Origin of the sequence: Motilimonas sp. 1_MG-2023, assembly GCF_030547455.1 — a bacterium.
Classification (GTDB): Bacteria; Pseudomonadota; Gammaproteobacteria; order Enterobacterales; family CBDFNC01; genus Motilimonas.
Genome location: NZ_JAUOPX010000023.1, coordinates 41,346 through 66,215, shown reverse-complemented (window position 1 = coordinate 66,215; position 24,870 = coordinate 41,346). Strand labels below are relative to the sequence as shown.

Here is a 24,870-nt window from a genome sequence, read left to right as displayed (position 1 = left end):
GTCATTTATAAAAGATTTAACTTCGCCATTAACACCTCCTTTTATTTGATAATTACTTTAGTGTAGCTTGATAAAAATAGATCCAAGTAGGGGAAAAGCACTAGGTGATTTAAACTGTTTTGTGTTGTTGATTCTGGCTGGGCGCTGTCTGCCAGAGTACTCTCTGAGTATTTATTCTCTCTGTACTAAGGGAGGTGTTTAAGGGAAAAGAGCAAGGAGTGAATGGCAGCTTATTGATGTGAGTATTTGCCAATATGCTCTTTTGATGAACCATTGCGGCTGCTATCAGCGCAATGGCCCATTAAAGGGTTTGTTGGCTCTGGAGAGGGAGCATGTTAATCATGCTAAATTAAGGCTTCGGGGTTGAGCAACTTAGCTAAATAAGCCTCGTCTAAATCGGTCATCTCTTTTGCGACATCTAATATTGGGCGCTTTTCCGCGTAGGCACGCTTAGCTATCTCGGCTGCCTTGTTATAGCCAATTTCGTTATTCAGGGCGGTCGCTAAGATAGGGTTACGAGCTAAGCTTTGCTCTAACTGGCTAGTATTCACTGTAAAATCAGCTATGGTGGTCATTAAGGCGTCGCAGCTTCCGGTGAGTAATTCAATACTTTGCAATAAGTTGAAAGCAATTACAGGTAACATTACATTTAATTGAAAATTGCCTGAGCCGCCAGCAATCGTAATCGTTGTGTCATTACCTATCACCTGTGCCGCTGCCATTGCCACGGCCTCAGGCAGTACGGGATTAATTTTGCCGGGCATGATACTGCTACCTGGTTGCAGCGGTTTAAGGGTTATTTCAGCAAGGCCGGTTAACGGGCCACTGTTCATCCAGCGCAGATCATTGGCTATTTTCATTAACGCGACTGCTAATGCTTTTAGTTGGCCTGATACCTCAACCGCGGTATCTTGACTACTCAGTGCACTAAATAAGTTATCGGCGCTGCTAAATGGTTGACCAGTTAAGGTTGATAATTGCTGGGCAAATAGTGCGGCGAAATCATCGGGGGCATTGACTCCTGTGCCAACGGCGGTTCCACCTTGTGCTATTTGGCATAATCTTTTTTGACTATCAGTAATTCGATTTGCCGCTAGGGATAATTGCGCGTGCCAGCCAGAAAGCTCTTGCGCTAAGCTCAGAGGCATGGCATCCATTAGATGGGTACGGCCGGTTTTAAGCTGGCCAGCCACGTCTTGTTCTTTTGCTGCTAACGTTGCTTGTAGCTTAGTTAAAGCAGGGAGTAGTTGTTGTGAAATGGCCAATTGCGCACTGACGTGAATAGCCGTTGGAATGACATCATTACTACTCTGACTGCAATTTACCGCATCATTGGGGTGAATACTTTGTTTGAGTTGTTCGCTGGCAAGGGTGGCGATCACTTCATTGGCGTTCATATTGGTACTGGTGCCCGAGCCAGTTTGAAATACGTCGACGGGAAACTGTTCAATATGCTGACCTGCAGCTAAAGTCATTGCAGCGTGATAGATGGCATCTGCAACGGTTGGCTCCAGTAAACCCAATTGGCCATTCACTTTGGCGGCAGAAGCTTTAATCAGGCCGAGACTTTGAATAAATTGGGCGGGCATCAGCAGACTACTAATGTTGAAGTTATCTTTGGCGCGTTGAGTTTGTGCGCTAAACAAGGCGTTTGATGGCACTTTTACTTCACCTAAACTGTCTTTTTCTGTGCGGTATTGTAAATCCATTTTATTTCCTTCAATTCAAAGTAGGCAACCCAAAGAGGGGAACAGCAAGGTAATTGATGGGCCTGCCGGCCCATCAGGTTTACGTTTAGCCTTAACGCTCAACAGCCATGCGATTAAGCACATAAGTCAGCACGCCGCCGGCGCGATAATATTCAACTTCTACCGCGGTATCGAGTCGCGACCGTAATTGAATGTTACGCTGCTCACCGGACGGATAATGGATCACCGCATTTAAGGTTTGATTGGCCTGCATTTTTTTGTCCAAACCTAAAATGTCGAACGACTCATTACCAGTTAACTGTAATGTCTTTCTGTCTTCACCCGGCATAAACTGTAATGGCAACACGCCCATACCAGCAAGGTTAGAGCGGTGAATGCGTTCAAAACTTTCTGCTATCACGGCTTTAACCCCGAGTAATAGCGTGCCTTTCGCGGCCCAGTCTCGGCTTGAGCCGGTGCCATACTCTTTACCGGCAATGACGACACTGGCACGTTTTTCTTGCTGGTATGCCATGGCCGCATCATAGATAAATAAGGGCGTAGACTGACCTTGGAGATGGGTATAGCTGCCTTCGCACTCGGGTGTCATTTCATTGCGGATGCGAATATTGGCGAAGGTGCCACGCATCATGACTTGATGGTTACCGCGTCGTGAGCCGTAAGAGTTGAAATCGGCCTCATTTACACCATTACTGCGTAAATAATCAGCTGCAGCGCTGTCTTTGGCTATCGCGCCAGCAGGTGAGATATGATCCGTGGTCACTGAATCTCCCAGCATCACGAGGATAGGAGCGTTAACAATGTTGCTGTTATTATCGCGATACTCCGGTTCAAAGAACGGCGGTAATTGGATATAAGTAGACTGCTCTGAAAAGGCATAATTAGCCTGTTTACCTGCTTCAATTGCTTGCCATATTTGGTCACCATCAAAAACAGCACTATAGCGCTGTTCAAACATTTGATGACTGACGCTGTTAAGGCACTCGGTAATTTCAGCATTACTGGGCCAGATGTCTTTTAGGTAGACTCTTTCGCCGTCAGCGCTAGTGGCAATAGGATCTTGCGTGAGATCGATACGCGTGGTGCCCGCTAATGCATACGCAACGACTAATGGCGGCGACGCTAACCATGACGCTTTGACCAGTGGATGGATTCGGCCTTCAAAGTTACGGTTACCCGATAATGCCGCGCAGACAATCAGATCGTTTTCTACTATGCATTCTTGCACCGCCACGGGCAGCGGGCCGGAATTACCAATGCAGGTTGTGCAACCGTAGCCAACCAAATTAAAACCTAATGTGTCTAACGATTGCTGTAAACCGGTGGCTTGTAAATAATCGGTGACCACTCGTGAGCCGGGGGCGAGGGAAGTTTTAACCCATGGTTTGGTGACAAGTCCCTTGTCGATGGCTTTTTTTGCGAGTAGTCCTGCCGCGAGCATCACTGCAGGGTTAGAAGTATTGGTACAGGATGTGATAGCAGCAATCACGAGATCGCCATGGCTCAGAGTCTGATTACTAAGCGTTTGTTCGCTACTTTTAAGTGGAAATGCAGTCGATTTTTGCGCCTCTTTACCTTTCAGTGCAATAAAATCATCGGTCGCTGTTTTAAGCTGGCGCATCGGTACGCGGTCTTGGGGACGACTGGGTCCCGCGAGGTTTGGCTCCACTGTACTGATGTCTAGGGATAGGGTTTCAGAGAAATCTGGCTTAACGGTGTTTTCATCGCGCCATAGCCCTTGTAATTTACAGTAGTGCTCCACCAGTGCGATTGTTTGCTGATCGCGGCCTGTTAGGGCTAAGTAATCAAGGGTTTGCTGATCGACCGGGAAAAACCCACAAGTGGCGCCATATTCCGGCGCCATATTGGCAATGGTGGCGCGATCTGCCAATGGTAAATGCGACAGGCCCGCGCCATAAAACTCGACAAATTTGCCGACCACGCCATGTTGCCTTAGCATTTGCACCACTTGGAGCACTAAGTCAGTTGCGGTGATCCCTTCTGCTAGTTTACCGGTTAGCTCAAAGCCAACCACATCGGGTATTTGCATAGAAATTGGCTGACCGAGCATCACAGCTTCAGCCTCAATGCCGCCTACGCCCCAGCCGAGTACGCCCAAACCATTAATCATAGTGGTATGGCTGTCGGTTCCAACCAGTGTATCGGGATAAACCACGCATTCGTTTTCGTTGGTTTCAGTCCATGCCACCTTAGCGAGATATTCAAGATTGACCTGATGACAAATGCCGGTACCTGGCGGCACTACGCTAAAGTTATGAAAATTTTGCTGGCCCCATTTTAAAAAGGCATAACGCTCGTCGTTTCGTGCCATTTCAATGGCGACATTTTCTTTAAATGCTGATGAGTTAGCAAACTTATCGACGTTAACTGAGTGATCGATGACGAGATCAACTTTGGCTAGCGGATTTACTTTTTGCGGGTCTAGCCCTTGCTTAACTAATGCATCGCGCATAGCGGCAAGATCAACAATCGCAGGTACGCCGGTAAAGTCCTGCATTAACACGCGCGCAGGTTGATAGTTAATCTCTTGGCTGCTGGCGTGGCCGGCACTGCTGATCAGTGCGTCAATAGCTGCTTGGTTATCCGCTCCGTTATCATGATGACGTAACAAGTTTTCTAATAATATTTTGATTGAAACGGGTAAGCGAGCAATGTCATTTTGATTGGTTGTCTGCGCGCAGGATAGGGGGTAGTAATGGTAAGCTTGGCCGTTAATGTTGAAAGTATGTTTAGTATTGACTTGATTTCCAGGCATTCTTTATCTCCTTAATAAATCGTTAACTAAAAATCCTTATTAACACAATTAATGGTGGCGCTAATTAATTGGACTCGGAATAAGAAAACGCCGAGTTAAGGTTGCTTAACAAGCGATGAGCTAACTAACCTAACATCTTTCCCTTTGTTATTTCAAAAAAGGATCGCTATTTTATTAGCCATTAACTTAGTTTAGCCGTGTTCGTCAATGTTAGTGATACGCTACTTTATGGTTAGCTTAGGAGAGAAGGGCGAAGATTGGGTTGGTTAATGGGTATTTTGTTATTAATAAAGTGGGTTGTACAAGTAGCCATTTCTTATTCTTATTGGAATTACGGTTAAATTACCCCTCAAATGTGCTAGAAGGAAATGGCAATTTACACAAACGAAATCACTACTTGTGTTCAACATCAGCCATTTCAAAAAATTAATTATATTGAATAAGTGCCTTTGTAGCTCGCTTGTTGAACGGTGAAAAAGCGAGCTGAGTAAGCCTTATGCGATTAAAGTATTTAGCCGACTGTAATGGGCTTTATCCTTTCAGCGCTTTAAGCTCGGTTGCTATATCACTGGTAGTAAAGTCGTGCTTATATTGATTAACAACGAGATGAACACTGCCTTCAACAACGCCTTTTACCGCACTGTCATATTCTTTGCTTAACTGGGCGAAGTCGACTTTAGCGTAATCGGCCACTTTAACGCGCACCCGTGTAATACAGTGGTCAATTTCAGTGATATTTTTGCTACCACCCAGTAATGCGATTGTTTCTGTTGCTAGTTGTTTTATCATAAAAATCCTTATTATGTTGTTGAAACCATGGTTATTCTAACAGCCAGTGATGACATTTTGTATGATGTTACTCATGGAAAACGATAGACTTACAGTCTCAATTAGTTTGATTCATACTTTATACTGGGCAGTAGCAACCTTTCGCTTTATCGATGATTAGCTCAGGGTTGAAGCCTTTATTGTAGTTATTTATTGCTAACTCAATAAGACTATTCGAGCTTGAGCAAGCTAAGCCCTCTGAGTAAGGACCAAAATAGACTAATTTACCTTTATTACTCATAACCAGCGCGGCGGGGGTTGCGGGGACTAATTCACGCAAAGCCGCTGTCATTGTCAGGTTAATGACTTGATAACCGTCGCTTATTGCTTGCTGGTTTAGGCTTTGTTTGTGAGCTTGACTATAGGAATTACACACGCAGCCTGAAGCGGTAAAGTGGATAATGGTATTGCCCATATTGAGAGGGTCTAGCTGGATCTGTTTCAATAATGATAATGCAAAATCTTGGCTATCTTGTTGTCTCAGTTTACCAGTGGGATCGAAGTCAACTAACCGCGCGCCGATAAAATAGATAGCAGCAATTAACGTACTCATGATCCACAGTAACACTATGACCACATGGCGGCGCTTAACTTGTTGATTGTGATCTGGGTTATTTAAAGCTTTCAATATCATGTTGTAGGCTTTCGGTGGCTCGCTTAATGTTATCTGTCTCAATGGACAGTTGTGCAATTTGTGACAGATCGTCTTGGCTGGTCAACTTCATGTTTTCGGTGCTGGCGGCAATACTGGCGGTAGCCTCAGATTGTTCATTGACGGAATTGGCCACCGAATTTGCTATTTCATTTGCAGAGCTGACCAATTGTGAGGTCTCTTTCATTTGTTGATTGGCAGACGTTGCCACAGCAATAACGTCGTCAACAATGCTGATACAAGACTGCATTGCTTGCGTTGAGCTTTTTGAATGCGTGTTAAGCTCACTAACTGTTTTGGCTATTTTAGTAGTACTGTCTTTAGTGCGATTTGCTAAAGCCCTCACTTCATCAGCAACGACGGCAAAGCCACGGCCTTGTTCACCTGCTCGAGCCGCTTCGATGGCGGCATTTAGTGCCAGTAAGTTAGTTTGGTCAGCAATGCTGGTAATGTCCTCAAGCACTTTGGTAATAACGTCACTGGCTTGTGCTAGCTGATGTATTTGTTCACTGGTCCCATTTAATGCATCTAATAGATGCTGGTTTTTACTGTTAATGTCATTGACGTTGTTTTCGGTCAAATGGCTTAACGTGTTGGCTTGGGTCATTTGACTACTAAGTTGCCCAGCTTGATTGGCAATCATGTTTACGGTGTCAAGCATCTGCTCAACGGATAAGGCAATGCTATCCGTTTCTTGTCGCTTAACATTGGCCGAAGTATTCAGAGACTCTTTGAGTTCAGCCAAGGTTGTGGTGTTTACCACTAATTCTTTGGCTTGGGTTTTAACGTCGTGAATAAGGGTGTTAAGTAATGTTAACAGCTCGTTAAACCCACGTAGCGTTTTACTTTTTTTGCTTTCCACTCGCAACGTTAAATCAATCGACTGCTTGTTTTGGGTTAGTTGCTTAGTAATAGCAGCAAGCTCAGCGCCAACGTAACTATCATCTCTTAAGGTTTTAGCAATAAAACCTGCCACGATTGACTCGACGATAGCATAAACAGCGTGAATAATTACCGTTGAGAACATTAAGCGGTCAGCGTCAAAGATGTAAACGCCAGCGTTATTCAGTTGTAAAAAATAAAATGACATATGATGGACGGCTACAACCGTCACAGCAGTGATAAACACCTTCCAGTCACTAAAAATAATTAAGAATGCCATCAAAATGAATATCTCAAAGTGCACCTCAATCAAGCCATTCATTTGATGAATATGTAAACAAGCAAAAATCATTGCTGCTATGGCTGAAACGTGTCGGGTAAGAGGGCTCGTTGGCACTGACTTGATAAGATAAAGAGGAACGATAAGCGCAGGTAAACCAATAAAGACCACTTCAAGGTAGGTAGAATGGACAAACGACATGGCCACGGATTCAATGAAAAGAGCCACAAACAGGAGAGAAAACATTTTGCTTTGGGTTTTCATATTTTGTTATCCGCTTACAAAGGAAATAATTTTAATACATGATTGCATGTAAGTGTGGTTGATGAATAGTCGACTTGACAAATGAATCGGGTGATTTCGCTATATTTTATATGTTACTGACAGTGTCTTGACTAAAATATCAGTGAAAAATGTTGCCGTCGGAACCCTACGTTGGCTTGCTATGTTCGGATCGAAAAAAATGGCTTAGACAGAAAAATTTGCCCAATGCTTGAGTTTTTTACATGAAGCAGTAAATGTTGGTTCAATTGGGCTGGGTAAACAGGGGAAATAATGCTTATAATACAAGATGATGAGCCGATCGTACTATTAAAAAGGAGTCAACTTGTTTAAAACAATTAAAGACATGGTAGAGGATAACAATACTGCCATAGGTCGTCGCTTTGAGATTTTTACGCAGATCATGATAGTGTTATCACTAATCAGCTTTTCTGTTGAAACCTTACCGAATATCAGTGCAGAGTTAAGAGCTAACTTATTTTTGTTTGAAGCCGTAACTGTGTTTATTTTTACCTTTGAATATATTGCTCGGGTAGTGGTGGCTGATAGTAAACGTAAGTATATTTTTTCATTCTTTGGCATGGTTGATTTACTTGCTATTCTGCCGTTTTACCTCGCCATTGGATTAGATTTACGTACTGTGCGGGCATTTAGAATGTTGCGGTTGATCCGTATTTTAAAGTTAGTACGTTACAGTGCTGCATCACGCCGTTTTTACCGCGCATTTATTATTGCAAAAGAAGAATTAACCTTATTCTTGTTCGCTTCACTGATCATCCTCTATTTAGCTGGGGTAGGAATTTACTACTTTGAACATTCAGTACAACCTGAGGCCTTTAGCTCAATATTTCATAGTTTATGGTGGGCTGTAGCTACGTTAACGACCGTGGGTTATGGCGATATTTACCCCATTACGGTTGGCGGCAAAATTTTCACCTTTTTTATCTTAATTATTGGACTAGGTGTCGTTTCTATTCCCGCGGGTATGGTGGCTTCGGCCTTGTCAAAAGCCCGAGAAATGGAAGATTAATGATTTATGATGCTTTGAGAAGGCCAGTGTTTTAGTTTGCGCTAAAATGCTCGCTAACTTACTCATTATCATCACTAAAGCTTGATTATCTTTTTGATAAGCATAGGATGAAGTATTCCTTTGATGAGAGGCAATAGACAATGAGCCATAAAATATCTGATTTTGAAGTGCAACTTGCTATCAACCCTGAGTTGTTTGAATTTCAAACTCAAATGAAAGAAAAGCTTTATGACTTTAACCATGCTCGGCCTTCTCAACACGCATTAAAAGCTACGCTACTGGGGGACATTCTTGGTAGCTATAATGGCGCCACTATTGTGCCACCATTCTATTGCGACATGGGTAAAAATATCCACTTTGCAGAAGGAGGGTTTCTCAACAGCGGCGTGACTATTTTAGACATTGCCCCAGTCTATTTTGGCCGTTATGTGCAAATCGGGCCAAATGTGGTCATCAGCACCGCAGGGCATCCACTTGATATAGCGGAGCGCGTATTACCTTTGGCATTAGGCAATCCTATCCACATAGGTGATAGTGTTTGGATTGGTGCAGGGGCTGTTGTTGTAGACGGCGTTACCATTGGTGCTCGCAGCGTGATTGGTGCTGGCAGTGTTGTTACCAAAGATATCCCTGAAGATTGTTTAGCCTTTGGCAACCCATGTAAAGTGATCCGTAAACTTGAGCACGGCGAAGTGCCTTCTGAAGAAGAGCTATATGAAATGTGGAAGCCGATGATAGAGCTTAAATCATCAAGCTGAGACACTAAAAACGCAGCTCGCTGTTTGGAAACGCTTTTTTACTAAATGATGTTCAGGACAATCCACGCAGTCAGGCCCTTTGTGATGATATCGTTATCAGCGAAGGCGTGACACTGAGGAACTTTCATCGTGAAGGTTGCTGGTTCCAATCCAGAAAGACAAACCGTTTCAGGCTAATGTTGACGTTGAAAAATTTGCGTGGAAAACAGGTCGCAAGCTGCAACCTTTAAGTAATTTTGTTATGCCATCATGCTATGTGTTGGTTAGTGCTTTTAGGTGAGCATTCATATCAGTAACATTAATTGTCTGCTAATAAAGAAGCTGGTGAAGTGATTCGATGGGGCTGGTGGTCATATATAGCGTTATAGAGAGTTAAAATTAAACATTTTGTGTAGCAGCGTGTTAACCATGTGCAAAAGTGACAAAGTTAAGCGGCTGCTTCCAGCCGCTTAATGTTGATGTATTTCTGCTAATTATCCATACAATTTGCGTAGTAAGTTACCGTTGCAGGCCAGTCAGAAAACACACCTATCACGCCGACTTGTTTTGCTAGTACGTCTAATACTTCAAAGGTATCGCCTTCGTTGTCAATTGCGTTTGCAATCGACTGGTGGTACCAACCGCCATTACCTTGGCTGAGTAGCCCAGAGCGCTCTAACGTCCAAGTAATGATTTTTAAATTAGCCGCTTTCGCTGCCTTAGCATACTCGGATGGGACAATGTTGTTGTCGGCATCTAAGGTTAACAATACCCATAGCGGTGGGGCGATGATTTTAACGCCATCATTTGCTAACTCTGTCATAGAGGGTGACCAAGTCGTCGCATTTTGTGGATCAAAATTAGCAAAGTCGTAACGGTCGTCCAGATAGACACCTTGCTGGCCAAATTCTGGTGTATTCGCTATCCAGTATTTTACATCTTCTAAATTAAATGATTGTGGGTAAACGTCGGCCGGATCAACACCAGCAGCAGTATATTCGTTAATCATTTTTTGCGCATAGTCTTGTTGAGTAAAGCCATCAAACGGCATCGTCACACTGGCAGACTTAAGCTCTGGTGTCATCTTAACCCCAGCAGCTTTAAATAACGCGATGCTTTCGGCATGAGTCATCAATGTTCCATTGCCAGAGTACAAGTCAGTTCGCCAAGTTGGGGTACCCGCCATAAATTCTTCAACTGTGGTTGCATTAGGGTTACTGCCATCCATTTTGCCTTTCAAGGTTTTAAACTCTGCTAGGCTAATGTCGCTGGTACAACAGGTTGCGGTGGCTTTTACACCGTTAGCGGGATCGGCTGGGCTAAATGGCACAGAACACTTTTTTGCCAATTCTGGCATTGCCAGAATGTTGGTAGTGGTGGCTAAATCACATTGCGAATGGCGACACACAAGCGCTTTATCTTTAGTAAAAGTGACGTCACATTCTACTATGCCTGCGCCAGTATCAATGGCTGCTTGGTAAGACTCTTTAGTGTGCTCCGGAAATTGTAGCGCTGCGCCGCGGTGGCCAATGGAGAAATCGCTGCGATAAAATGAGCCAGATGCACATTGTTCAAGCTTGGTTTTCAGTGGGCTTGATTGCATTTCAGACACCAGAAACAGTGGGCGAGGGCCAACAGTAACCGCGTTAGCGTCTGGTTTAACGACTTCGTTAATCACATTTTTTGCCGTTTTCTCAACACTGTCATTGTCATTGCAGGCACTGAGAAATAATACGCTGCTTAATGTACTTGCCATTCCCAGTTTACGTTTCCAACTTATCGACATGTTATGGCTCCATTGTAATTGTATAGATATGATAGTTAACCCGAGCTCTGGATAAGCAAAGCAGTATTTTCCCTGCAAAACGCGGTAAATAGACCTAAAAAATAACGTTAGACTTTGCTTCTTGATATTGTTTGGGTATATACCCCTATACGCTTTGCGCTTTCATCACTGAAAACGAACTTTGCAGTAAAATATACGGTATCCGCTCGTAATTGGCTTAGCAAAACTGAGGTTAGTTATAAAAACAATGGTTAGACTAAGTTGTTAATGTGACAAGTAAAATAAGTATGGATGACAGTTTAACTAGCATAAATGAGCTATTTAATTGTAACTGTCGTGCTGACTCCACGCTGGCAAGATAGCGAGCAGGGCGGTCAAGGTTACATGTAAATAATAACCTACAGCCCTGCTCTTTATCCCTAAAGAGTTGGTTATTGGTCAAACCCTTCTAATACCACCTTACCCACGGCTTGATGGGTTTCAATATAGGCATGAGCGCGTTTAAGGTTACTTGCATTGATTGCGCCATAGTGCTGCCCTAAGGTTGTTTTCAGTATCCCCGCGTCAACCAGTTGCGAAACTTGAGTTAAGAGATCATGCTGTTTTTGTATATCCCAAGTAGTAAACATGGCGCGTGTAAACATCAACTCCCAATGCAATGAGAGGGATTTTTGCTTAAGTTTTTTAATGTCGATATCTTGCTGTGGGTCGTCAATCAGCGCTAGCTTACCTTGCGGCGCGAGCACTTCTATTAATTGGCTGAAGTGTTGATCAGTATGGGTCAGGCTGATTACATGACTGACGTGTGAAATGCCTAATTTGTTGAGTTGAGGTAGCAGTGGCTGATGGTGATCAATAACATGATCAGCACCTAACGCTTTAACCCAATCTTGGCTTTGTGGCCGCGATGCGGTGCCAATGACCGTAGCCTGAGTTAATGTTGCCGCCAACTGCGTTAAAATCGAGCCAACGCCGCCGGCCGCGCCCATGATTAAAATGATGGGTTTGGGTGCAGGTGGTTTTGCTTGCTGTATGGCTACATTTGAATCTGATTGAGTAGGTAAGTTCGGTGTAAAGTCGAGTCTATCGAACAATAATTCCCATGCGGTGATAGCTGTTAGTGGCATTGCCGCTGCTTCAACATCTGATAATGAGGCAGGTTTAATTCCTACAATACGCTCGTCAACTAATTGATATTCAGCATTAGAGCCTGAGCGAGTGATATCGCCGGCATACCACACTTTGTCGCCAACCGTAAACAGGCTTACTTCGCTGCCGGTTGCAACCACTTCGCCAACGGCATCCCAACCCAGTATTTTATGTTCACCGGGCGTAGGTGATGCCGATTTACGTACCTTAGTATCGACGGGATTGACAGAAATGGCATGAACCTTAATAAGAAGATCGTGGCCTTGTGCTTGAGGTATATCTAGCTCAATATCAATCAAACTGTCTGTTTGTGTTATGTCTTGCTGTTGTAAATATCCGACTGCTTTCATAGCTGATCCTTGTAAAGCTGAGGTGTTACGCGATTAAAATGCGTGTTGTAAACTGTTGCCTGCGATATCATTCCGTTAGTTACGTTAATATGTTGCTGTAAGCTGATCCAAGCTTAATCATTCACCACATAAACTCAGTTAATTTTAAGTGAATCAATCCCTTTTGCTTACGTCAAATTCGTAAATTTCTGCAATTACGCATTTTGGGTCAGACTTTTTTCCCTTCAGTATATAATCTAAGTCCATTGCTGTAAGCAAGTCTATATATATGATTTTTAAGTGCTATATACCCAATCATCTTGAAGGTGCATTGAAATTATGCATTTCTAGGTTGATTAGGTATATATCGTTCTTGCATGTGTAATAAAAAGGACTATTGAATGTTAAATCGCGCCACACGTTTTTATCTTGCGGCTTTTATTCTGGCGGCTTTATTGCTTAGTTGCATTAACAGCATCGCGTTGCAAACTCAGGTGCCTGAGTATTATAAAGATGCCCTCAACATCATGCTTGGCAGTCCAATGGGGATCCCCCTTATAGGCTTTATGATAGTGGCAGCTGGCGGATGTTTTTTTATTTTGTTTAACGCGGCTCATATTCGTCAAATTGTGATTGCTTATGCCATTGGCATGGTGCTTTTCTTTGGTGCATTCACCTTATTTATGAATTCGGTAGCAACCGAGCAAACAGAATTCTCAGCGTCTGTTGTGGCGAAACAAGAAAGGCCGACTTCCATTGAAAATGAGCAAGTCTTACCCCTTTGGACTGAGACCAAGCCTGAGCAACTTCAGCAACAGATTCGCCAATCTATTCACATTAGTCCGTGGGTGATTGCCGCTATTTTAGCCACACTGTTAGGGTTGATCGTCGCACCAACGTTACGAAAGCGGCGCTCGCGCAGGGACATAGGTGCGCCCGTTGCTCCTGTGCCAGTGCTGGCAAGCCTAGCAAAGGCCCAAGCAGAAACGATGCAAACTAACCAAGCGGCAGGTAAAGAACAAATTATTGAATGTTATCAACAATTATTAACGTTACTGGCTGAGCAATACCAACTAGTGCGGCAGCCAACGCAAACTGCACATGAGTTTTATCAGTTGTTATGTCAAGGGAACTTGCCTGCCAAGCCCCTTTATCAAATAACCTTGTTGTTTGAAAAAGCCTGTTACAGCCAAGCACCATTTGACCAACAAGACTTGTCGCTAGCTATTGGCTATTTAAATCAAATTGCGGAGGCGAAGGCATGAACAAAAGCAGCGCTTATAGCATTCGAAAAGTATTGTTCTTTATTTTGATGTCATTGGTCACTCTACTAATACTGGCTAGCTACCCACCACTATGGCTGTTGACATTATTCACTTGGGCATTGGCGCTGCCAGCGGTGTTTGTTTGGGTGTCATTACTATTGATGCTGTTTTTTATCAGTATACAACGCATTAGAAAAGCGGACTTGGCTGCAGAAGTGTTGCTGATTAATTACCAAGGAACGCCAGCAACAGATGAGCATTTACTGCAAACATTAAGTGATTATTTTGAAGCGGGAAATGAGTCCAAATTACACAGCTATGTAAAAGGTTTGTATATGAACAGGTATTGTACGCAACATCAGCTGAGCAGCAGAGACGGACTGAAACAGTTGCAGCAAGACCCCGCCATTGCTACGGACTTAAAACAAGCGCTGGCGTTTGCGGTAAAGCCAAATTGGCAACAAACCTTGAGCTTTGGTTATTGGCCAGTGAATACGCAGCCTTACTTGCCACATACTCAAATTATCTTAACGGCTTTGTGTAGCCATCACTCTAATCAATCTTAAGGAATCAGCGATGAACGAACATAAAATAGGCTTAAAACAAGTTCCTGATATCTGTCAGGCGGTATTGGCAGAGGTTGAAAAAGCAATTATCGGCAAAAGGCACGTATTAGAACAAGTGCTTGCAGCGTTATTGTCGCAAGGGCATGTGTTACTTGAAGATAATCCGGGGGTGGCTAAAACCCAAATAGCGAAAAGCTTTTCCAGGGTGTTAGGATTAGACTTTAAGCGCATTCAATTTACCCCTGATTTACTCCCTGGTGATATTCTAGGTGGCTTTATATTTGATCGCCAAAACAATCAGTTTCAGCTAAAAAAAGGCCCCATTTTTACCTCACTGCTATTAGCCGATGAAATTAACCGCGCATCACCTAAGGCGCAGTCGGCCTTGTTAGAAGCGATGGAAGAAAAGCAAGTGACCCTAGATGGTGAAACCTTAATGTTGCCACAGCCGTTTTTTGTCATGGCGACACAAAACCCGATTGAGTATGAGTCTACTTTTCCGTTGCCAGAGGCGCAGTTAGATCGGTTTTTGCTCAAGCTCTCTGTCGGTTACCCCTCGCAAGAGCAAGAAATAGCCATTCTAGCCGCCAGACAACACCGCCATACAGCGCAAGCTAGTTTAGAGGTGATCACCGAGCGCAGTGAACTTGTTGCGATGCAAAATGCCGTCGAGCAAGTCACAGTGAGCGATGCACTGCAAAGCTACATAGTGCAAATTGTTAGAGCTACCCGCAATTTGCCCAATGTAGTGGTTGGCGCCAGTCCGCGAGCCAGTCTCGCGTTGCTCAGTATTAGCCGAGCATGGGCTGCCATGCAGGGACGCGATTATGTATTGCCAGACGATATTAAAGCTATTGCCATACCGTGTTTAGCCCATCGATTAAGTTTATCGCCTGAGCTATGGGGGCAAGATCAAGCCGCTGAAAAAATCATTCAAGGCATTTTGAATAAACTTGCCGTGCCAATGGAGCAAGGTAATGGAGCAAACTAAATCCTTACAGCTGTTGTTTGTTATCTTTTTTGTAATGGGCTTGGTTACCACCAATGTCACGTTAGTCGCAATGAGCTTGTTCCCGCTGGCGTACTTACTAGCGGCTGCAGCAACTCAGCGGCCTGTTAAATTAAAAGTAAGTCGTGATGTGGCCACAAGCGAGAGCCACTTTACCCTGAGTTATCAGGTTGAAAATTTGGCAAGCAGTTTACAGCTGATATACCTCAAAGAGGCGATACCAGAGGCCCTAGCGCTTAATGAACAGGCATTGAACCAAGCTAACGGGACCAGTGTAACCATGGCTGCGCCGTTAACACAAAAGCGAGTTTTCAATCACCAACATGAATTAGTGGCAAAGAGAGGGCATTTTGAATTTAGTGACATGGAAATATCTGTAGCAGATTTTATTGGCCAAGTTTATCACCGTGAAAATGCACGTGATGTTCAAACTGTGAGTAAGGCTCCTGTGGCAAAACACATGGGCAGTATTCCACTTAAATCTAATAAAACCTTTGGCTTTAATGGTGTGGTAGCTGCGGGTAAGGCGGGCACGGGTGAGGCTTTTTTTGGTTTAACTCAGTATCAAGACCAGATGTCAAGTCGAGGGATCAATTGGCGTGCCAGTGCAAAACATGAAGAGTTGTTGCTGGCCAACGAGTTTGAACAAGACAGCAATATGAATGTTGGCTTGATTGTTGATGGTCGTCAACACGGCCATTTACATGGCAGCAGTGAGCTAGCTAAGGCGCTGGCAACCTGTTTAGACAACACGTTATCGCTTGGTTTAACCATGGCTAAGAGCTTACTGAACAGCGGTCACCGTCTAGGCTTGCTTACTCTCGGCCAGAAAATGGATTATGTGTATCCAAACTTTGGTCGTAGGCAATTGCTCAAAATAGAGCAAGCATTAACTAAAGTGGAGCCATCAACGGGAAGTGAAATTAACCTGTGGGCTCTTGAGCACAAACCGACGATGTACTTTCCAAATAAAGCGAATATCGTATTTATTAGTCAATTACAGCCCAGTGATTTGCCGCTGCTAAAAGGTCTTAAACGCGCCGGTTATTGTATAACGGTGATTGTACCCGATCCCTCTGGTTTAGTGACAGGCGAGCATCACGAGCAGATAAAAGCGTTGTATCATTTAGCGCGGCAAAGCATCTTGGATAAATTTAGGCAACAAGGCTTTTATTTAATCAATTGGCAGATGGAGCAATCTTTTAACGCTTTTTACCACCAAAAGTTACTACCTGCTTTGCGGCTACAGAGGAAGATGAAATGATCTATGCATTTTTATTACAACTATTACCCGTGCTTGGTATTGGCGTTATGTATTATCCAACGGGGACGATGGTGTTAGTTATTGTGTGTTTATTTCCTTTTTATCGATTCCATAAAAATATCTCTGCGACCATTTTTTACCTTAGCAATGTGGCACTGTGTTTAATTGCCATAAATAGTGCGGGAGGGCAGGGAGACTTTTACTTTATTGTTACCGCTTTTGCTGCCGGGCTGGCAGGTTGGCAATTACGCCAGCAGCAGCTTGAACAAGATACACCCGCCTCATTAAAGCAAAAATTTAAACAATTAATGTTGTTAAGTACTGTGTTACTGCTTGTAACTAGCTTACTTAATTCATTACAACTTGGCTTAAACATGGTGTGGGCGGTGTTGTTGGTTTCAATGGTGTTTTGTTTATTTGTTTTTGCAATTCAGTGCGTTAGAGATAAATAAATAGCATGTGCGCTGTTCTTGCGCTGGCGCAATTTGAAGCTTTGCTCAGTTGCTTTATAATAGCCGCGAAAAATAAGGGCATGAAGTGGCCGAGATGGATGACTCGGCGAAGTATGCAAACGCAATAAATAATGGAAAACAAGCTGTAATGAAGTTATCAAAACGCCAAGCAAGAGCGAAAAGTAAAAAACAAAAATTTAACCAACAAAAAGCACATAAAGCGCAATCTGTTAATAAAGTCGCGCACAGAGCTACCTCGGCATCAAAAAGCCAACCTGTTGCTAAAACAACAGCGACTAAAGTAACTAAGGCTGCAGCAAACAAATCTGAAGTTACTCATTCTGAAGCTGCTAAGCCCGTTGCAACAGCTAAGCCTGCTGAGCCAACCACTGCTTTTGACGTGAAGCACCCACTAGACGTGGTCAAGGCCGTTGACACAGCAATTAAAGCTGACGATTTAACGCCAACCATCATGGGTAAACTGCTTAATGTGGGCGCGGCAAAAGTGAATAAACTTCTTGAAGATATTGCCTTTCAAGAAGCCAAACAAACAGGTAAAGCGCGCCAAGCAACGCCAGCGGGCGAAGTTTTTCTTGCAAAAAATAAAGCCAGTGGTTTAACTTGGAAGTTTGCTGCAGTTGAGCAAATAGTGTCACAGTTATCACTTGAATTAGACCAAGACTTGGTTAGCGAAGATTACCGCACCTTTGTGTTAAGTGCAGCATAACTCGCACATGCAAGCGCTGTTGATGTAGTAACCTGAACCACATCAAGCTTATGCCCAATCAACTTGAAGATGCATGTTTCAGAGCGTCACCGTGTTAACAAGGATCTTAATTTTAAATTAGGGAAACACGGTGGCACTCCCAAAGGGCAAGTTTTACAGGCGTTTATGCCACGTGATTGGTTTTGATAAGGGAAAGCCATTACCTGCATCAATGCCTTGCCTAAACGCCTGAAAACGCTTGCTGAAACCAAGCATCTCCAAATTGATTGAATACTTACATGACAGCTATCTTCCTACCTAGCCAGTCATCGCCTCAAGGCGCACAAGCGCACGAACAATAACAGCTTAAAGATTTAAATCTTTCTCGATATAGGCCTTAAGGCCAGCTTTCTCAAAAAACATACCTGCATCATATTCGGTGACGAGTTTCAGTCGTTTAAGCTTACTGATGGCATTTTGCACTGAGCTTTTTTTAATGCTTTTCCCCATCTGCTCTGAGTAAAACAGCATGTCTTGTTGCGAATATTTGCTACGGGTGCCATGAAGGCGAAGATAAACCAACTTGTCAAGTTTACTGAGCCCAACAGTAATGTAATCCAGCGCACCATCCACCTCTATTTTTCCCTTAATGGTCTTCATCGCCGAGCTAACATCTTGCATATTGGCGGTCATCTCGGTGAGTAACATACGCAACCAAAAAGGTGAGTAGTCTAGCTCTTTAAAGGCATCAGACAACTCGCGCTTAGCACAGTTAATACTAAATCGCTGCGCCAACACACCAAGAAAAAAATCAATACACTCAGGCTCAAGGTGAGGGAACTCAACCAAAGATGCGCTGTTATAAAAGGGCATTTCCCGCTTCGCAAATTTATCACCACTTAATACTTCAGCTTCCTTTTGATTGAACATGGCAGCAACACCGCCGCGTGAAGAGCCTGCGTATATAGCGCAAATTTCATCAAAGGTGTCAAAGTTGGTTCGCAAGCAGGCTTGCAGGGGCAAAAATTTTTCAGATGAATTTAAAATCTGCACCTCGTCTATGATAAATAGAGGGCGCTTGTTCATCTCATTCGCTAGTCTGATCACCTCTTTGATCTGTTCGCTTATTTGAGAAATTTCAGAAGGTGTCACCGTGGTGTGCACTGTTGATGTATCAACCGTTGCTTTGATCAAACCTAGGTTGATATCCAGTTTTTTTACCTCAGACGCAAGTAAGTCCTTTATCGATTGCTTAGCGCTCGATTTCATTGAACTGATAAAGCGATCAAGGGTCATAATGATATGCTCTTGCGGGCTTTCTTCATTCTCCCAAATATTGAGATAAATCGGCACAAAGCCAAGCTCAGATGCTTTTGGCGCAAGATCTTTCAGCAAAAATGCGGTCTTACCAATGCGCCGTACCCCTAACAGCGCAATCCGCGAAATAGGACTTAAGCCAACGGATTTTAGATACTGAGTGGCAAGCTCAGGTCGCTTATAATGCCAATCAACTTGTCTCATACCCATCCCAGTATTATAAAGTACAAAAATATTGTACTACTCTATACCAAACAAATGTAAGGTGCAAAGCTAATAGTAATTAAGCGTAGGTTTGTGTCAGTGACAATGAGCTGTATTCCTAACAGCGACGACAGTGATACATTTTGTGCTGGAAACACCCATGAAAGTAGAATTAGTAACAACACTCAAACGACAAGCCTTCAAGATCTTATCAGAGCTACACGCTTCTAAAGAGCAGTGTTGATCACCGAACATGCAGAGCAGAAGAGGCCAGCGCATGCTGGCCTCTTTACGCCAAGTTAAGACATGGGCTCTTTAACTTCTATTTCAAGTAACGTAAGTAGCTCAGCGAAGCTGTGTGGGTAATATAAAGGAGTGAACATATTCCCTGGAACGTCTGAATCATGTCCATATAAATAAGCTTCATTGGCAAATCGCTCTCTGCTAATGGGCTTAACGGAATGATGAGCCATATTTGTTATTTCAACTAGCCCGTTTTCCAGTAGTTTTTTATTGAAATTCTTAACCGTCATCTTTAAGTCAAACAGCTTTAGTAAGTTCGGTAGAGTCATTATGATTTTGTGACTTTTAATTCCTCTTAATTCGAGGACTTGGGCAACACGCTCACGAACAGTCCCCCAGTTAGTGTAGTGATAAGCTTTACATAAAGCCCAGGTAGGTAGGCAATTTAGATCTAAATGTTCAGAACTTGCTAGGTTATAAACGATAAACTCACGATCATGGCAAAGACGTAAAATCTGATCATTATCTAACCTTTGATTACACGCGATGTTTTTTCGTACTTGTATATCCTTGCTGTTGATTAACTGATTCACGTGAAGGGGATTCAGGTGCTTATTACTAGCCAAACTCGGATAGTGTATATTTACATCCCCGCGCTGGGCGGCAAAGAAGGCTTTATCAAGAAACTCGCTGCAATTTGATTTCGCCAAGATAATTTTGTCCAGATCACTGGCACCGTTGATGAACTGAGAAGCTAATAGAATTCCATCATCGATGACTTTAGCCGCCTCGACGCGGAGGCGCTCAGCGCGGTTATCATCAACAAATATATCCTTGATTACTTGTTGCAAGCGTTCATTTTCAGACTTAGACAGTGTAAGTTCTTTCAAATTTTTAAGTGCATATAGAGTGATCAAATCATCTTTATCGGCTACGAGCAATAGGAGTAGCTCGGGTGAAACATTCTTGTTGTTGGTGACTTGTTCTCTTACATCTCGGGTTTTATCAGATGCAAGAATAGTCAGTAGTGCTAAATCTGACGTTTCCTTTGCAAGTTCTACCCGTTCTGGTTTGTTACCTAGGCTATTCTGGCGTGGGTGTTTCTTTACGGCAGTTGTCGTGTTGACATTAAGCTTGCGTTTTTTCGCAAGTTTTAATGCGTAAGTTTTCACTGAACTATCATTGTGTTCAAGTAATTCTTTCAACGAATCATTATCAATATATTCAGATTTGATCAGACTTTTAAGGGTTGTTGCATTGCCTATGGTTGCTAACATCCGATACTCATAGAATGAATACTTCCTAGCTGACGTGGCAACAAAGCGTCGTAGCGTTTGATCATCAGCTGAGATAGCCAAGTGGCGCACTTTATTTGGGTTTAACCTTGGTACTGATATACACCTGCGAATATCACGTTCATCGGTTAAGTTCTCAAGTACCCATTCGTATACAAAACTGTAGCCTTCACCTGTCATCAACAAGTTTTCAATTTTTCCAGTGCTGTATTGTTCGGCTTGCGCACTTTCAGGATCTTCTTGTAGCTTAAGCACATATTTTGTATTGAGCTTAGTGTCTTGCGGAAAATACGCTGCAAGTCGAATAATGAAGTTGATTGGACAGCGAGCGTGGCGGGCCATCAATCGAGAAAACACAATGCCATGAGGGTTTGTTTTGCCTTGGATTTTAACAACATCTTTACTTGAGGTGTCAGGGTCGAGCAACATTTTTAGATGTTTTTGCCAAAGTACTTTTTTGCCACGCTGGTTGAGGATAATGTTAAGGACTTCATGGTTATCAATAAAGGAGTTGGCAATCCCACACCAAATAACTTCATCCTTACTTTTAACGATGAGTGTTTCTGCCTGAGCTGCGCTAAGGTTTGGGTTATCACTTAACGCAAACCAGAGATCTTTGTTGCCCGTTGCTATCAATGCATCGATTTGTGCAGCATCTTGCGTATGCAGTGCAATACCTATTTTGGCCCAGTTAGGCAAATCCTCTCGCTGCCAAACAGCGTTAAACACCTCTTGTGTTGCAGACTTGTGCAGAGTGGCTGCACAGCACCAGAGCGGCTCAGCGGTTGTGGCTATTTCTAATAATGCTTGTGTGGATACTGCTTCAATTCGCAGTAAATCAAGCAGTGCTTTGTCATCCAGCTTGTTATTAAGAGCTGTAGTGGTTAGAGCCTGATTCAGCTCACTCAGGCGTTCCTTAGAAAGCTTTTTTTTAGCCATCTCAGCTACTTTGGCGTTTAAATCTTGTGCTAGTTGAAGCAGCACCGTTTCATCAGCCCATTTGTTTTCTAACAATCGCTTTTTAACTTTTACAGAGCGATGAGATGCTAGAAAGTGTTGGATTTCAACGGTCAGGTCGTCTCTTTGTGCAACAAACTCAAGTTCGGTGACCTTCATTGCCGCTAATCTATTAGCGAGAGCTTGGATAGGTTGAAAAGCGGCAAGGGAGATTGGGGTTTTTGCCTCCTCGGCAAAGGCGTCGAAAATGAATGAAGGGGTTAATGCAAACAAATTACGCATCAGGCCCTGTCGGTATTCTTGATATCGATTACGGTTAGCGCAAAGCACTAGGATTTCATCAAAGTGGTCTTTGTCGTAAGTGTAGTGATTCAGAATATAGCGTCTTTCTTGTTGAAACAAACCAGAATAGATAAACATCGCTAGCTCTTTATGGGCGAGCGAACTTTTAGTCGTTTCCCATTCTTTTTTACCATCTGGATCTAACATGCCAAGCTGGATCAGCGCCAGTGCAGGGGAGTCGACTATCCACTCAGGTTTAAACCGTTGCGCTATGGCGATCAATCTTGGTGGGCAATTAGGATGCTGAAAAATAGACTGATATACCTTATCATCATTATCCACCCGGTGATGGAATACCCCATTTAAGAACCAGCCTTGGGTATTTTCTGACGCAACAAAGTTATCTATTTTCTCACGGCTGGCGGCGATTAACTCAGGGATCCACTGGGTTTTAGGCGGGCATGTTTCAGCCTGGTATATCTCATTTAGTGTCATACGGATGTCTCCTTAAGTCTTACGATGATGCCAAATGGCACATTGCTATCATCACAACCATCTTCGGTAATTAGCCAGAGGACCGGGATTGAGGGGGTTTGAGCAGGGTAATCCCCAAAGCCGTCAGTGAAATAAATCACGGCTTGAGGTGCATCAGTAAATCGATTCTTCAGCTTTAACGCATTGAAGTAAGGTGCAAAGCTTGTTCCCCCACAGCCAATCGGCATCTGCAATTCAGACACCTTCTCAGGCATCTCGTAGGGGCCATATAATTCATCGTCTGCGTAATACACCTTAATATTTACCAGCGGGTGGCAGCGTTTTATGGCAATCATTTCGCTGACAAAACTTGATAGCTCACGTTTTGAGATTGAACCACTGGTATCAATGATCACATCAATACTAAGAGATTCAGCCTGTAATGTTTCTGTGTAATACCCACAATAGATAAAGCGGTTATCAAACTCGGTATAGTCAGACAGAGTGGGGGTTGCATATTTCCAAAGCATTTGCCGCCAGTCGAGCTGTGTTTTGCAACTGAGCTCAACTTCTCGAGCCAAGCTATCGGAATGATTGCCGTAGTGAGGATCGGGATGCAATTGAGTGGCTTTAGTCGCCGCGCTGCGCCAATAGGTTTTCGCCAATTCGGTCTCTTCACTAGGAAGAGTGCTGAAATCAGCATGGATCTCATATAGCTTTATAAGCTGTTTAATTGCTTGCGTTTCGCCTATACCTTGAAGGTGTTCAGGTGCGTTGATCTGTTCAGTCGAGATGTCGTCTTTAGGCTTACCATCTGAGCTACTGTTTTGTGCATGAAAACTTGACTGGACCGCCAAGGCATTTAAGTGAGCAGCTGTTTTGGCTACTTCTTTTTGCAGTGAAGCATATATTCGCTCAACTGAGTGTCCTTTAAAGCGGTGGTCCCAGGCAGTCATCGGGGCTATAGGCCAGTCTGTGGTATCGCTGATAATTTGATTCACTGATATATCGGCAGCGATATTCCACAATGGCTGGTAGCGTCCTTCACCTCGTTTAATGTGCTGCAAGGCAAGATGTAACACCTGATGTAGCATGTAACTAAACTGTTGTTGCTCGCTAAACTGTTGTAAAAACGCCGGCGATATGACCAGCTTTTTATGCTGTGTTTGAGCGTGAGTAATGTTGTCATTGAGCTCAAAGGTTGCGAACATCGCTAACGTTGAAAAAAAAGGGTTCTGCATTTTGAGCTTGAGCAAAAACTTACTCCATAGCTTCGCAGAGTCATTTGTTGCATTCATTTGCTAGGACACCAGTGAGACAAAGTCAGCAAGGAAGCGTTTGGCTGAGTTGTCCGTCACTATTTTGCGTGCAAACCCTTGATACTGTTCCAATGCTCGAAGGCGCGGGAAAAGGTCACTAGCGAAAAGATGAACCCATTCTTCATTGGCGTTAGTAATTAACCATTGAAATGCGGCTACGGCCTGTTCAGTATTTTGGAACCGTGACACCAATGCGGCAATGGTGGCATATCTTATGGACGGGTCGGGAGGGAAGGCCTCGGATGTTTTACCCTCAAGAATCGCGTCAATATTTGGTAGATGGTCACGAAGTTGTACAAAGGCACGGTATTCTTCAGCAGGGCCTTGACCCACAGCTGATTCAATAGATAGCCCAGCGCGAACCAGATTGGATGCCATTTCCCAGGTGCGAGGAGAAGGCCAAGCTGGGTCTGATGGGTGCATTTTGTGCAGCAGATCAGGACGGTATGTCAGAAAACCTATGATGGTTTCGCAAACATTATTAGCAAAAGCAAATTGTTTAAAATCGGTAAGTGAGGGGGCAACTTCTAAATGTAAAAAGCGGTTTGCCAGTGGCCCAGGCATCTCATATACCGCGGCGCGATCGGTGTTTCGGTTACCTGCTGCCCAAACTAGCCAGCCTTCAGGTAATACATAATCGCCTACTTTTCTATCTAGGATAAGTTGTTGTGCCACGCCTTGCAGTGCAGGCGGAGCCATATTGAGCTCGTCCATAAACAATACACCGCGTCCCGCTGTCGGTAGAAATGCCGGAGGGTTCCAATGAGTCACCCCATTTACGGGTGAGGGTAAACCACGCAGGTCACTGGGCATCAACTGACTCAAGCGCACATCAACAAAGCCTATTTTGTTCGTTTTGCAAAGTTGAGAAACGATAGACGATTTGCCTACGCCCGGTGGGCCCCAAATCATCACGGCATGTTTTACGTCATTTTCAACAATGGATTCAAGGAAGGTAACTAGTTCAGATGGTGACATTAAATAACCTTTTTAAAAGCTGACTGCTTATGTTGCTATATGTGCAATAAAGAGAGATCTAGAACTATAGACATTTAATCTTTTTGTCATAAGAGAGAA

The 24,870-nt window shown here is 43.5% G+C and carries 19 protein-coding genes and 1 pseudogene; 9 read left to right on the top strand and 11 right to left on the bottom strand.

What is annotated here, in order from left to right:
* Positions 1-344 precede the first annotated feature (344 nt).
* The 5 genes from Q4519_RS13135 to Q4519_RS13115 form a co-directional block, all read right to left on the bottom strand.
* Positions 345-1,709 (bottom strand): lyase family protein, encoded by a 1,365-nt coding sequence (locus tag Q4519_RS13135; RefSeq protein WP_303512920.1) that lies wholly within the window; start codon positions 1,707-1,709, stop codon positions 345-347.
* 91 nt (positions 1,710-1,800) lie between these two features.
* The gene (gene acnA, locus Q4519_RS13130; protein WP_303512918.1) at positions 1,801-4,485 is read right to left on the bottom strand and encodes an aconitate hydratase AcnA; all 2,685 of its coding nucleotides are present in this window, start codon (positions 4,483-4,485) and stop codon (positions 1,801-1,803) included.
* 531 nt (positions 4,486-5,016) lie between these two features.
* Positions 5,017-5,274: a PTS transporter subunit EIIB gene (locus Q4519_RS13125; protein ID WP_232803179.1), complete on the bottom strand. Its 258-nt coding sequence runs from the start codon at positions 5,272-5,274 to the stop codon at positions 5,017-5,019.
* Between the two features lie 118 nt (positions 5,275-5,392).
* Complete coding sequence (locus Q4519_RS13120; RefSeq protein ID WP_303512916.1) at positions 5,393-5,947, bottom strand: DUF6436 domain-containing protein; 555 nt, start codon at positions 5,945-5,947, stop codon at positions 5,393-5,395.
* Positions 5,925-7,391: a methyl-accepting chemotaxis protein gene (locus Q4519_RS13115; RefSeq protein WP_303512913.1), complete on the bottom strand. Its 1,467-nt coding sequence runs from the start codon at positions 7,389-7,391 to the stop codon at positions 5,925-5,927. The genes Q4519_RS13120 and Q4519_RS13115 overlap by 23 nt, the downstream gene beginning before the upstream one ends.
* A 343-nt stretch (positions 7,392-7,734) precedes the next feature.
* Between Q4519_RS13115 and Q4519_RS13110 the strand changes: the two genes are divergently transcribed.
* Positions 7,735-8,439: an ion transporter gene (locus Q4519_RS13110; RefSeq protein ID WP_232803185.1), complete on the top strand. Its 705-nt coding sequence runs from the start codon at positions 7,735-7,737 to the stop codon at positions 8,437-8,439.
* A gap of 140 nt (positions 8,440-8,579) precedes the next feature.
* On the top strand, positions 8,580-9,197 hold the full coding sequence (locus Q4519_RS13105) for a sugar O-acetyltransferase (RefSeq protein ID WP_232803187.1): 618 nt from the start codon (positions 8,580-8,582) through the stop codon (positions 9,195-9,197).
* Between the two features lie 469 nt (positions 9,198-9,666).
* On the opposite strand, the gene Q4519_RS13100 is transcribed toward Q4519_RS13105, so the two are convergent.
* Both Q4519_RS13100 and Q4519_RS13095 read right to left on the bottom strand, forming a co-directional pair.
* Entirely contained in the window at positions 9,667-10,962 is a 1,296-nt protein-coding gene (locus tag Q4519_RS13100; RefSeq protein WP_303512907.1) for a glycerophosphodiester phosphodiesterase family protein, read from the bottom strand.
* Positions 10,963-11,393: 431 nt separating this feature from the next.
* Entirely contained in the window at positions 11,394-12,461 is a 1,068-nt protein-coding gene (locus Q4519_RS13095; RefSeq protein WP_303512905.1) for a zinc-binding alcohol dehydrogenase family protein, read from the bottom strand.
* Between the two features lie 380 nt (positions 12,462-12,841).
* Between Q4519_RS13095 and Q4519_RS13090 the strand changes: the two genes are divergently transcribed.
* The 6 genes from Q4519_RS13090 to Q4519_RS13065 all read left to right on the top strand — a co-directional run bounded on the left by Q4519_RS13090 (position 12,842) and on the right by Q4519_RS13065 (position 17,723).
* The gene (locus Q4519_RS13090; RefSeq protein ID WP_303512903.1) at positions 12,842-13,705 is read left to right on the top strand and encodes a DUF4129 domain-containing protein; all 864 of its coding nucleotides are present in this window, start codon (positions 12,842-12,844) and stop codon (positions 13,703-13,705) included.
* Positions 13,702-14,271 (top strand): hypothetical protein, encoded by a 570-nt coding sequence (locus Q4519_RS13085; RefSeq protein ID WP_303512901.1) that lies wholly within the window; start codon positions 13,702-13,704, stop codon positions 14,269-14,271. Before Q4519_RS13090 ends, Q4519_RS13085 begins: the two co-directional genes overlap by 4 nt.
* A gap of 10 nt (positions 14,272-14,281) precedes the next feature.
* Positions 14,282-15,262: a MoxR family ATPase gene (locus tag Q4519_RS13080; RefSeq protein WP_303512899.1), complete on the top strand. Its 981-nt coding sequence runs from the start codon at positions 14,282-14,284 to the stop codon at positions 15,260-15,262.
* A complete protein-coding gene (locus tag Q4519_RS13075) occupies positions 15,249-16,544 on the top strand; it encodes a DUF58 domain-containing protein (RefSeq protein WP_303512897.1) in 1,296 nt (431 codons plus the stop codon). Before Q4519_RS13080 ends, Q4519_RS13075 begins: the two co-directional genes overlap by 14 nt.
* Entirely contained in the window at positions 16,541-16,996 is a 456-nt protein-coding gene (locus Q4519_RS13070) for a hypothetical protein (RefSeq protein ID WP_303512895.1), read from the top strand. The genes Q4519_RS13075 and Q4519_RS13070 overlap by 4 nt, the downstream gene beginning before the upstream one ends.
* A 148-nt stretch (positions 16,997-17,144) precedes the next feature.
* Entirely contained in the window at positions 17,145-17,723 is a 579-nt protein-coding gene (locus Q4519_RS13065; protein WP_303512893.1) for a hypothetical protein, read from the top strand.
* 345 nt (positions 17,724-18,068) lie between these two features.
* On the opposite strand, the gene Q4519_RS13060 is transcribed toward Q4519_RS13065, so the two are convergent.
* A complete protein-coding gene (locus Q4519_RS13060; RefSeq protein WP_303512890.1) occupies positions 18,069-19,223 on the bottom strand; it encodes a hypothetical protein in 1,155 nt (384 codons plus the stop codon).
* 160 nt (positions 19,224-19,383) lie between these two features.
* Between Q4519_RS13060 and Q4519_RS13055 the strand changes: the two are divergent.
* A pseudogene (locus tag Q4519_RS13055) lies at positions 19,384-19,484 on the top strand (type II toxin-antitoxin system prevent-host-death family antitoxin); the annotation flags it as partial.
* A 38-nt stretch (positions 19,485-19,522) separates the two neighbouring features.
* On the opposite strand, the gene Q4519_RS13050 reads toward Q4519_RS13055, so the two are convergent.
* The 3 genes from Q4519_RS13050 to Q4519_RS13040 are packed head-to-tail and all read right to left on the bottom strand — an operon-like array spanning position 19,523 to position 24,771.
* The gene (locus Q4519_RS13050; protein WP_303512887.1) at positions 19,523-22,495 is read right to left on the bottom strand and encodes a hypothetical protein; all 2,973 of its coding nucleotides are present in this window, start codon (positions 22,493-22,495) and stop codon (positions 19,523-19,525) included.
* Positions 22,492-23,772 (bottom strand): VWA-like domain-containing protein, encoded by a 1,281-nt coding sequence (locus tag Q4519_RS13045; RefSeq protein WP_303512884.1) that lies wholly within the window; start codon positions 23,770-23,772, stop codon positions 22,492-22,494. The genes Q4519_RS13050 and Q4519_RS13045 overlap by 4 nt, the downstream gene beginning before the upstream one ends.
* A 3-nt stretch (positions 23,773-23,775) precedes the next feature.
* Positions 23,776-24,771, bottom strand: coding sequence for an AAA family ATPase (locus Q4519_RS13040; RefSeq protein WP_232803205.1), 996 nt, complete (start codon positions 24,769-24,771; stop codon positions 23,776-23,778).
* Positions 24,772-24,870: the final 99 nt, after the last annotated feature.